Source organism: Longimicrobium sp., assembly GCF_036387355.1.
In the GTDB taxonomy this organism is placed as follows: Bacteria; Gemmatimonadota; Gemmatimonadetes; order Longimicrobiales; family Longimicrobiaceae; genus Longimicrobium.
In genome coordinates this window covers 1-10130 of record NZ_DASVTX010000477.1, presented here as the reverse complement: position 1 = coordinate 10130, position 10130 = coordinate 1, and the positions used below count along the sequence as shown (strand labels likewise).

10 protein-coding genes and 1 pseudogene are annotated in these 10130 nt (G+C 71.3%); 2 read left to right on the top strand and 9 right to left on the bottom strand.

Going from position 1 to position 10130, the window contains the following annotated elements; all coding sequences use genetic code 11:
• From VF665_RS20635 to dusB, 3 genes and pseudogenes are all read right to left on the bottom strand, one after another.
• Window positions 1-655: pseudogene (locus VF665_RS20635) on the bottom strand (hypothetical protein); the annotation flags it as partial.
• A 134-nt stretch (window positions 656-789) separates the two neighbouring features.
• Entirely contained in the window at window positions 790-1551 is a 762-nt protein-coding gene (gene larB / locus VF665_RS20630) for a nickel pincer cofactor biosynthesis protein LarB (protein ID WP_331055351.1), read from the bottom strand.
• A complete protein-coding gene (gene dusB / locus VF665_RS20625; protein ID WP_331055350.1) occupies window positions 1548-2543 on the bottom strand; it encodes a tRNA dihydrouridine synthase DusB in 996 nt (331 codons plus the stop codon). Before dusB ends, larB begins: the two co-directional genes overlap by 4 nt.
• A 266-nt stretch (window positions 2544-2809) precedes the next feature.
• Between dusB and VF665_RS20620 the strand changes: the two genes are divergently transcribed.
• A complete protein-coding gene (locus tag VF665_RS20620; protein ID WP_331055349.1) occupies window positions 2810-3091 on the top strand; it encodes a type II toxin-antitoxin system RelE/ParE family toxin in 282 nt (93 codons plus the stop codon).
• Between the two features lie 31 nt (window positions 3092-3122).
• A complete protein-coding gene (locus VF665_RS20615; RefSeq protein WP_331055353.1) occupies window positions 3123-3410 on the top strand; it encodes a helix-turn-helix domain-containing protein in 288 nt (95 codons plus the stop codon).
• 58 nt (window positions 3411-3468) lie between these two features.
• Here the strand turns inward: VF665_RS20615 and holA are convergent, their stop codons facing one another.
• The 6 genes from holA to VF665_RS20585 all read right to left on the bottom strand — a co-directional run bounded on the left by holA (window position 3469) and on the right by VF665_RS20585 (window position 9892).
• Window positions 3469-4485 carry a DNA polymerase III subunit delta gene (holA, locus tag VF665_RS20610; protein ID WP_331055348.1) on the bottom strand — a complete coding sequence of 339 codons (1017 nt, stop codon included), beginning with the start codon at window positions 4483-4485 and terminating at the stop codon, window positions 3469-3471.
• On the bottom strand, window positions 4486-5043 hold the full coding sequence (locus tag VF665_RS20605) for a hypothetical protein (protein ID WP_331055347.1): 558 nt from the start codon (window positions 5041-5043) through the stop codon (window positions 4486-4488).
• A gap of 229 nt (window positions 5044-5272) precedes the next feature.
• On the bottom strand, window positions 5273-5914 hold the full coding sequence (locus VF665_RS20600) for a sigma-70 family RNA polymerase sigma factor (RefSeq protein WP_331055346.1): 642 nt from the start codon (window positions 5912-5914) through the stop codon (window positions 5273-5275).
• Between the two features lie 260 nt (window positions 5915-6174).
• Window positions 6175-6747 carry an NUDIX hydrolase gene (locus VF665_RS20595; protein WP_331055345.1) on the bottom strand — a complete coding sequence of 191 codons (573 nt, stop codon included), beginning with the start codon at window positions 6745-6747 and terminating at the stop codon, window positions 6175-6177.
• Between the two features lie 479 nt (window positions 6748-7226).
• Window positions 7227-8609: a pitrilysin family protein gene (locus VF665_RS20590; RefSeq protein ID WP_331055344.1), complete on the bottom strand. Its 1383-nt coding sequence runs from the start codon at window positions 8607-8609 to the stop codon at window positions 7227-7229.
• A complete protein-coding gene (locus VF665_RS20585) occupies window positions 8606-9892 on the bottom strand; it encodes a pitrilysin family protein (protein WP_331055343.1) in 1287 nt (428 codons plus the stop codon). The genes VF665_RS20590 and VF665_RS20585 overlap by 4 nt, the downstream gene beginning before the upstream one ends.
• Between the last annotated feature and the right edge of the window lie 238 nt (window positions 9893-10130).

Below are 10130 nucleotides of genomic sequence, written 5' to 3'. Positions count from 1 at the left end.
CCGGCACCAGCAGCATCTCCGCGGCCCAGGCAGAGGGCAGGTCGCGCTTGCCCCGCTCAATGCGCTGCGGCAGGCGCTCGTCAATGGCCCAGGCGAACGGGTGCCCCGCCAGCGCCACCGGCGACGCGGGCGCGGGAACGTCCGGCGCGGCCACGCGGGTCATCAGCGCCGCCAACCGCTCGTTCCCGTCGCCCTCCGCCCGCCAGAGCGCCGCCTCGTGCGCGTCCGTGGCGCGCAGCACGATCCCCATCGCCGTCTCCACCGTTTCCGCGTCCGTCGCCGCCCCCTCGCGCGGAGCCGCGGGCGCGGGCTGCGGGCGCTCCGGGTGGGCGGACGCGCCGCGGCCCATCCGCGCGCCCACGCCGGCCAGCGCGGGCGCAACCGCCATCAGCAGCGCCCAGCGCAGCGCGGCGGCCCACCCCGGCAGCGTCCCGTCCATCGCGTCCGCCCCCAGGCCCAGGACCAGGGCCGCCCCGGCCCCGTGCAGGGCCCACCGCGGCGCGCGGCGCGCGAACAGCGCGGCCCAGGCGGCGCCCAGCGGAACCAGGGGAGAGGCGAGGTGGCCGGTGACGGCGATGAGCAGGTGGACGGCGGGCCACATCGCCGCGGCGGAAGCCGCATCCTTCCCGCGCACGCGGAACGTCCACACCGCCATCCCCGCCAGCACCGCGACGGCGAGCGCGCCGCCCCACCAGGGCAGCCGCGGCGCGAGCGCCAGCAGGGCCAGGTAGGCCAGCGCCGTCGCCGCGAGCGGAAGCAGGGGGGGAACGCGCGGGGAAGTGCGGATGGTCAGGCGGGCGGAAGGAGGTTGATGCGCGACGCGGCGGAGGCCGCGCCGAACCCGTTGTCGATGTTGACAACGGTGACGCCGGACGCGCAGGAGTTCAGCATTCCCAGCAGCGCGGAAAGCCCGCCGAACGAGGCGCCGTACCCCACGCTCGTCGGCACGGCGATGACGGGAACGGAAACGAGCCCGCCCACGACGGAGGGGAGCGCCCCTTCCATCCCCGCGACGACGATGATGACGGCGGCGCCGGCCAGCGTGTCGCGCGCGCCCAGGATGCGGTGAATCCCCGCCACGCCCACGTCCGTCAGGCGCTCCACGGGGTTGCCGAAGGCGGCCGCCGTGTCCGCCGCCTCTTCCGCCACGGGCAGGTCGCTGGTTCCCGCCGTGACGATCAGCACCGTCCCCCGCGTGCGCCGCGCGACCGGCTCCGCGGCGGGCAGGTACGCCGTCCGCCCCAGCGGGTTGATGCGGATGCCGGGAACGGCGGCCCGCAGCGCGTCGTCCGCGGCTTCCGCCACGCGCGTGCACAGGACGCCCTCTCCGCGCGCCGCGATGCGCCCGGCGATGGCCGCCAGCTGCTCCGGCGTCTTGCCCAGGCCGAACACCACTTCGGGAAAGCCGTGGCGCAGCGCGCGGTGGTGGTCCACCCGCGCGAAGCCCAGGTCTTCCGTGGGCGCCCACGCCAGCCGCCGCTCCGCCTCTTCCACGGGAAGGGCACCGCGCGCCACCTCGTCCAGCAGCGCCCGCAGCCGCTCGGGGGTCACGCCGGCGCCCCTTCGTACTCCGCCAGGTAGCCTTCCAGCAGCCGCTCCGCGTCCTCCAGCCGGCGCACCTCGAACAGCTCCTGCCGCAGCAGGCGCCCGTTGGGCAGCCCCTTGGTATACCACCCCAGGTGCTTGCGGAACTCAATCATCGCTTTTTCCTCGTCCGCCTCCCAGGCAATGGCCAGGCGCGCGTGCTCGATGACGATGCGAAAGCGCTCCGCCGGATCGGGGTCGGGCGGGATGGGGACCCCCTGCAGCGCCGCGCGGGCCTGCCGGAACAGCCAGGGCGCCCCGTGCGATCCGCGCGCGATCATGATGGCGTCGCACCCGGTGTGGGCGTGCATGCGGGCCGCGTCCTCGCCCCGGAACACGTCGCCGTTGCCAATGACGGGGATGTCGAGCGCGGCCTTGACGGCGGCGATCTCATCCCAGTTAGCCGTGCCGCTGTACATCTGCGTCCGCGTCCGGGCGTGCAGCGTGAGCGCCACCGCGCCGGCGTCCTGGCAGCGCAGCGCGATCTCCACCGGCCTGCGCGTCTCTTCCGTGAACCCGCTGCGGATCTTGACCGTCGTGGGAATGCTGATGGCCGCCTTGACCTGCCGGATGATGGACTGCACCAGGTCCAGGTCGCGCAGGCACCCCGAGCCCCCGTTGCGGCTCACCACCTTCTTGACCGGGCACCCAAAGTTGATGTCCAGAAAGTCCGGCTCGTACACCTCTTCCACCAGCCGCGCGGCCTCGGCCATGGCCTCCGGCTCCGAGCCGAAGATCTGGATGCCGATGGGGCGTTCGTCGTCGTGAAAGCGCAGGTAGCCGTGCGTGCGCCGGTCGTGCCGGCGGATTCCCTCCGCCGAAACGAACTCGGAAACCACGACGTCGGCCCCGTACTCGCGGCACAGCCGGCGGAACGGCGACTCGCTGACTCCCGCCTGGGGAGCCAGATACAGCGGAACGGAGCCGCTGGTGAGCAGATCGGTCAGGTTTGCGGGCATGCCCGAATATACCTGCACGCACGCCCAGGCTCAACCACCGCGCGGAGATCCAGACGATTTGCCCACCTGTGGCGGATTTTGCGTTATGGCGCGAATCAATCGCATGCTGTACGATCCGGACACCGCCCGGCAGTTCCCGAACTCCGACACTCTACACCATTGACGCACGTGCGCCGCTGGTGTATGTTGGAGATGAGGCGGGACAATCACCATGGGGCCCGCCATGCAGCTTGAGATCGTCGAAACGCCCATGTTCACGCGGGCGCGTGCAGGAGCTTCTTTCTCCCGAGTCGTACCGCGAACTCCAGATCGTGCTCCTCGACGACCCTTCCACGGGGTCGGTCATCGCGGGCACGGGGGGCATCCGCAAGGTGCGGTGGGCGGGGAGCGAGCGCGGAAAGCGCGGCGGGGTGCGGGTCATCTACTACGCCGCGCTTTCGCACAACCGGCTGCTCATGCTGCACATGTATCCCAAGAACGAGCAGGACGACCTGTCCACGCACCAGCGGCGGGTGCTCAAGGCACTGGTGCAGGCCGAGTTCGGCTGATCAAACCCATTCCCCGGAGGCGGTCGTGGCCATGCGCGACGAACTGTTCAACGAGCTTCTCCAGAGCGTGCGCGAGGGCGGCGCCATCCTTCGCGGCGAGGCCGCGCCCTCGCGCACCTTCGTGGCCGACGAGGTCGACGTAAAGGAGCTGCGCACGCGGCTCAAGCTGTCGCAGCCCAAGTTCGCGGCCATGATGGGCGTGCCCGTGGGCACCCTGCGCAACTGGGAGCAGGGGCGGCGCCGCCCCGAGGGCCCCGCGCGGGCGCTGCTGCGCGTCGTCGCGCGCCACCCCGAGGCCGTGCTGGACGCGCTGCGCTGACGCACGACGGCCCTCCCCGGAGCTTCCGGGGAGGGCCGTCGTCGTTGTTGTCCGGAGATCAGGCCGCGCGGGCCGGGCGCTCGATGGCCCACAGCCGCAGCAGCAATTCTTCGATGGCCTGCCGGTCGGAAAGCGAGGCGGACTTGAGCAGGCGGTCGGTGCGCAGCAGCTCTTCCATGGCGCGGTCCACCTCCGGCAGCGTCCACCGGCGTGCCTGCGGCCCGATGCGGCGCGCCATCCACTTCTGAAACGGCTTCAGCTCGCGCTCCAGCGCGCCCTGCCCCCCCGCGCACACGAGGCCGATCTTGAGCAGCACCCCTCCCATCCCGATCACCAGCCCCACCCCGTTCTCTCCCTGGTCCAGCATCACGGGGAGTGCGGCGACCGCCTCGCGAAAGCGCCGCTCCGCCACCAGATCGAACCACTCCCAGCGGTCCTGCCGGGGAATGGCGCCGCCCACGGCGCGCACGTCGTCGAGCGTGACCCGCTCGCGCCCCTGCGCGTAGGCGGCCAGCTTCTTGAGCTCAGACGTGAGCGTCCCCAGGTCCACCCCCACCCCGCCCACCAGCGCGCGCGCGGCGTCCGGCTCCAGCTCGTAGCCCAGCTCCTCGCGCGCGGTCTCCATGGCCCACCCCGGCGCGTCGTCGTGCGACAGGGGCGCGTACTCCACCGAAACGGCGTGCTTCTTCAGCTCGTCGTAGAACTTGGCCTTGCTGGCCGAGGGGATGGCGGCGGAAAGGACCAGGATGAGCCCCGCCGGGGGCGCCTTGGCGGCCGCCTCCACCACCTCGCGCGCCTTCACGCTGAGCCCCTGCGCGTCGCGCACCACCACCACGCGGTGCTCCGCCATCATGGGCGGCGTGCCGATTACGCTTGCCAGGTCTTCGGCGGCCACGTCGGCGCCGCGCACCTGATCAAAGTTGAAGTCGCGGGTGGCAGGGTCAAGGTAGGCCGCCACCACGCGCCCGGCGGCCTCTTCGCGCAGAAAGTCTTCGTCGCCGTGAAAGAAGAACGCACCCCCCGCGACGCGTTCGCGAAGGGTGCGGTCCAGCTGCGCGGGGCGAATGGCGGGCACTTACTCGCCGCGCAGGCGCGCCGCGCCCGCCGTGTGCCCCATCGACGTGGTGACCGACGCCGGGCTGTACAGCACGTCGCGGTACGGCATGGGGTACACGTCTACCCCTACCTGCTCCAGCCGCGCGCCCAGCCCGGTGGCGGCGTTCTCGGCTTCCGCGGCGGCCAGCGAGGCGGCCACGGAACTGCCGCTCTGCACGGCCATGCTGGGGAGCGCCGTGTTCTCGCCCCCGCGGCCGGGGATGAGCGCCACGCCGGCCAGCGCCGCGGCCGCGGCCAGCGTACCGCCCGCGGCCACACCCCGCGCGCGGCGGCGGGACGAGGTGCGCACTTCCTCGTCCACGTGGTAGATGCGGTGCTGCAGCCGGGCCATGAAGTCTTCCGACACTTCCAGTTCAGGCTCGTCGCGCAGCATGCGCACGCCCTTGCCGATCACCCGGTCGTAGCGCGCGCACGAGGCGCAGGCCCGCAGGTGCGCGGCGTACGCGCCATGCTCCGCCTCGGGCAGAAGCCCGTCGCGGTACTCGGAGTAGCCGTCCAGGAAAACGTCGCAGTCCATCGGTGCCCTCACCTCGCCTTGAAGCTCTCCGCCACCTCGCCACCATTCACCAGCGCGCCGTTGTACGCGGCAGCCGTGTCAGGGTTCCACACCCGGCGCGTCGCTCCGACACGCGCCTGACCGCGCCGGGGGACACGCACCACAATGCGCGCGGCCGGGCGGAACGGAAAGGGGGGCGGGCCGGAGTGTCCGGCCCGCCCCTTGGTCCCTCCGCTTCTCCCCAAGCCGGTCAGTCCAGCACCGGGGCGATGAGCGCGGCGAAGTTGTTGCGCGCGCGGTTCAGGCGGCTCTTGACCGTGCCCAGGTTGGTGGAGGTGATCTCGGCGATCTCCTCGTACGTCTTGCCCTCCATCTCGCGGAGCACGAAGACGGTGCGGTGGTGCTCGGGAAGCTGGTCCACCGCGGCGTCCACCTGGCTTTTCAGGTGGCGCTTCCGGAACAGGTCGTCCGGTCGGTAGGTGTTGTCTTCCCACTCCAGCGGCTTGGCGTCCGCGTCGCGGTTCTTGAGCAGCGTCTGAAACAGCACCAGCGGGTTGCGCGAGCGGTTGCGCAGCTCGTTCTTGGCCAGGTTCGACGAGATCGTGTACACCCAGGTCGAGAACTTCTTGCTCTGGTCAAAGCGGTGCAGGTGCCGGTACACGCGAATGAAGGTTTCCTGCACCAGGTCTTCCGCGCGCTCCCGGTCGCCGGTGCTGCGGTAGACGAAGTTGAGCAGCCGGTTCTGGTAGCGCTCCACCAGTTCGCCGAACGCGAGCCGGTTGCCCGCCAGGTGCGCGGCCACCACGCCGCTGTCGTCCAGCTGCTTCAGTTCCTCACGCGGGGAGCGCGGCTTCTGCGCGTCGCGGCGTTCGCTGACGGAAAGTTTGAACATGGCAAAGGCCTCCTGATGTGTACCGGACGGGCGGCTGCCCCCCGTGCTGCAGGGGCACGCCCCGTACCGGGGGCCGCTCCGGAGCGGAAGGCGGAAAATCCCGCGTCTCCGCTGGCAAATCGTGCCTTCGGGCTTGGACCGGCCGTCGCTCCGCCGTCCTCTGCAGGGGACGGGGTGGCGGAGAAATGACACCCTGCGTGTCCCCGCGGCAGCGCTGCTTTGGAAAGAACGCTCGTCCGGGCGCGGCTCTGACCGGCGGCCTACAGCCCGAAAACGAACCCCGCCGCGTACAGCAGCGTGCAGATGGTCTTGCCGTCGGTAATCTCGCCGTCGCGCACCATCCGCAGCGCCTCGGACATGGGGAGCGTGACGGTGGACATGAACTCGTCGGCGTCGTGCTGCGTGGCGCCGGCGGTCAGCCCGGTGGCGATGAAGAGGTGGATGCGCTCGTCGGTAAAGCCGGGGGTGGTCCAGATGGCGGTCAGCGGGCGCAGTTCGCCGGCTTCCAGCCCGGTTTCCTCGCGCAGTTCCCGCCGCGCGCATTCATCCCACGGCTCGCCGGGGCGGTCGGGACGGCCGGCGGGCACTTCGTACAGCCAGCCATCGGTGGCGTAGCGGTACTGCCGCACCAGCACAATCTGGGGGTCCGGGCCGGACGGGTCGCTCAGCACCGGCAGCACCGCCGAGGCGCCCGAGTGGCGGATCATCTCCAGTTCGCCCACCGACCCGTCGGGAAAGCGGACCGTGTCCATCCCCAGGTCCACCACCCTCCCCCGGTGCACCGGCCGCCGCTCCACCAGCCCCGGCTGCACCTGCGCCTGATCTTCCCGCATCGGTTTCTCTCTCACGCTGTAAGTATGGACGCATGCGCCCCGCGGCGGAACCGCCCCGGAACGGTGTTAACTTGATCCTAACCCGGCGGTTCCGGATCCAGAAAGGACGAGGGCGGACGCGGGCGTGTCCCTGCGCTGCGCTCCGGGCCGGGCTGCGCGCGCCGTAGGCAACGATACAGCGGTTGCCAACGGCGCCGAGCCCCCTCCGCACCAGGGCACGATACGGCTGTGCCCTGCCGCTCCGGGTTCTCGGCCCTCCGGGCGCGCATCCCTCACGCGAAGTGACCCGCGCGCATCTCCCCCCGTGCGGTTTCCGACCGGCGGACTCCCGCCGGTGCAACGGCATCAGCGGGCACCGCGTCCGGATTCGCCGCCCTCCCGGTTCGCCCATCCCGTTCCGCCCGCCGCCGATGAACGGACGCCCCGCGCCGGGGGGCGCGGGGCGTGTGCGGATGGCCATCATCCGTTCCTGCGGCGGATCAGCGCAGTTCGGTGGCGGGATCCACGATCTGCACGGGGCCGGCGTTCAGCGCCTCCAGCCCGGGCCGCAGCGCCCCCGCGTCGCCCACGATGACGATGGCGGCGCGGTCGGGCATCAGATGCGTGCGGGCGGCCTCGCGCACCTCCTCGCGGGTGACGGCCAGCAGCCGCTCGCGGTAGTGGCCGAAGTAGTCGTCCGGCAGCCCGTACACGGCCAGCGTGCTCAGCTTTCCGGAAAGCCCGTCCGTAGTCTGCAACCCCAGGGGAAACACGCCGGCCAGGTAGTTCTGCGCGTTCTCCAGATCTTCCCGCGGTACCAGGTCCTGCTGCACCTCGCGCATGTCGCGCAGAATCTCGCTCACTGCGTGCGGCGTGGGCTCGCTCTGGATGGCGCTGCTGACGTGAAAGGTGCCGGGCGCGCGCCGCATCCCGAAGCTGCTGCTGGCGCCGTACGTGTAGCCCAGCTTTTCGCGCAGGTTCAGGTTCAGCCGCGAGCTGAAAGTGCCGCCCAGGATGGCGTTCAGCACGGTGATGGCGAAGTAGTCCGGATGGTTGCGCGGAACGCCGATGTGCCCCACCCGCACCTCGCTCTGCACCGAGCCGGGGCGGTCCGCCAGCAGAATGGTGGTCTGCTGCAGCCGGTTGGTGGCCTGCGGCTCCGCGGGGGCGGGCACGGAGCCCGTCCACCCGGCAAAGTGGCGCTCCGCCAGCCGCACCACCTCGTCCAGCGTCAGGTCGCCCGCGGCGCAGAGCCACGCGCCCCCCGGCCGGTAGTGCGCGTCGTGAAAGGCCGTTACGTCCTCCCGCGCCAGGATGGCGAGGGTGCACGCCAGCCCGCCCATGCGGCGCGAAAAGGGATGCGCGTCGGGAAAGATGAAGTGCGTCACCAGCTCGTCGGCCAGCGCACCCGGATCGTTGCGGCGCTGCGTCAGGCCGGCCAGGCGCTCGTTGCGGATGCGCTCCACCTCGTCCGCGGGAAAGGTGGGGCGGATCGCCAGGTCGGCGAGCACCTCCATTCCCGCGTCCAGCCGGGTGTTCAGCCCCGTGAACCCCACCAGGGTCGTGTCCCACGAGTTGCCGTTCTCCAGCACCAGCCCCAGTTCATCCACCCGCTCCGCAACCTCCGCGGCGTCACGCGCGCCCGCGCCGGACTCCAGCAGCCCTGAGGTGAGCGAGCTCACGCCCCCCTTGCCCTCCGGCTCCGAAAGGCCGCCCGCGGGAAGGACGAGGTCCAGCGTGGCGAGCGGAAAGGTGTGGTTCTCCGCCAGCAGCACCTGCAGCCCGCTGCTGAGCGTGGCGCGCTGCACGGGCGGAAAGTGAAAGGGGCGCAGCGCGCCGGGCGCGGGCGGCCGGGTGCGGTCCAGCTCGTCGTGCGCGCTCACGCGGCCTCCGCGGCGGGCTGGGGAACGTAGGTAAGCACCACGCGGTTGTCCGGGTTCAGGTAGGTGCGCACGAACGCCTGCACGTCGTGCGCGGTGAGCCCGCGGTAGCGCTCCAGTTCGGTGTTGATCAGCCCCGGATCGCCAAAGTAGGTGGCCATCATGGAGATGTTGTCCGCCCGCTCGCTCACCTTCTGCAGCTCCAGAATGCGGCGCGCCTCCAGCCCCGTCATGGCGCGCTCCATTTCCGCTGGCGTAGGCGGCGTCTCGGCCACCTCGCGCAGTTCGGCCATCATCGCTTCTTCCAGCGGTTCCGGCGCCTGTCCCGGGAGCGCGTTGCCTCGCAGCACGAAGGCCGACGCGCCGGTAACGACGGGAAACACGAAGGCGCCCACGGAGGCCGTCAGCCGCTGCTCGCGCACCAGCGACCGGTACATGCGCGCGGACTTGCCGCCGGCCAGAAGCTCGGAAAGCAGGTCGGCGACGTAGTACTCCGGCGCGCCGTACGGCGGAATGCGCCACGCCACGTACACACGGGACAGGGCCACGGCGCTCTCCACCCGCTCGCGCACCTCGGCGGCCAGGGGAATGGGGGCAATGACGGGCTGGCCGGGGAGCGCCGGCACCTCCGGCCCGCGCGGCACGGGGCCGAAGTGGCGCTCGATCATCCGCCGCGCCTCGTCCGGCTCAAAGTCGCCGCACAGGGTAAGGACGGCGTTGTTGGGCGCGTAGTAGGTGCGAAAGAAGTTGGCGACGTCATCCAGGCTGGCGGCGTCCAGGTCTTCCATGCTGCCGATGACGGAGTGGTGGTACGGGTGGTCCTCGGGCCACACCAGCCGCTGCAGCCGCTCGTCCCAGTCGCCGTAGGGCGCGTTGTCCACCCGCTGGCGGCGCTCGTTCTTTACCACCTCGCGCTGGTTGTCGAACTTCTCCTGCGTGAGCGCGGCCACGAAGCCGGCCATGCGGTCCGCGTCCAGCCAGAGCGCCAGTTCCAGGTGGCTGGAGGGGAGGATGGTGTAGTAGTTGGTGCGGTCCAGCCAGGTGGAGGCGTTGATGGTGCCGCCCACGCGCTCCACCATCTGGATGTGCTGGGTGTCGCTCACGTTGAGCGATCCCTGGAACATCATGTGTTCAAAGAGGTGGGCCAGCCCGGTGCGCCCGGGCCGCTCGTCGCGGCTGCCGACGCTGTACCAGAGGTTCACCGCCACGATGGGGAGCGCGTCGTCGCGCGAAAGCACCACGCGCAGCCCGTTTTCCAGCGTGTACTGCTCGATGGGAATCTGCATCCGTATCTCCGGAAGGTCCTCCCCGGCCCGCCGCCCCGGGGCATGCGCATCTCACTCGCCATCCCGCCCGACTCCCGCCCGTCCGCTTATTGCCTAATGCCCGATTTCAACACCCGGCGTGGCCGGAACCAGCAACGACAACCGCGGATGAGGGCGTGTCCCTGCGCTGCACTCCGGGCCGGGCTGCGCGCGCCGTAGGCAACGATACAGCTGTTGCCAACGGCGCCGAGCCCCCTCC

Bases quoted from the DNA above. Each gene is read 5' to 3' on its own strand.
- VF665_RS20595 (WP_331055345.1), bottom strand. From the start codon at position 6,747: ATGCGGGAAGATCAGGCGCAGGTGCAGCCGGGGCTGGTGGAGCGGCGG.
- VF665_RS20605 (WP_331055347.1), bottom strand. From the start codon at position 5,043: ATGGACTGCGACGTTTTCCTGGACGGCTACTCCGAGTACCGCGACGGG.
- VF665_RS20615 (WP_331055353.1), top strand. From the start codon at position 3,123: ATGCGCGACGAACTGTTCAACGAGCTTCTCCAGAGCGTGCGCGAGGGC.
- VF665_RS20585 (WP_331055343.1), bottom strand. From the start codon at position 9,892: ATGCAGATTCCCATCGAGCAGTACACGCTGGAAAACGGGCTGCGCGTG.
- VF665_RS20600 (WP_331055346.1), bottom strand. From the start codon at position 5,914: ATGTTCAAACTTTCCGTCAGCGAACGCCGCGACGCGCAGAAGCCGCGC.
- dusB (WP_331055350.1), bottom strand. From the start codon at position 2,543: ATGCCCGCAAACCTGACCGATCTGCTCACCAGCGGCTCCGTTCCGCTG.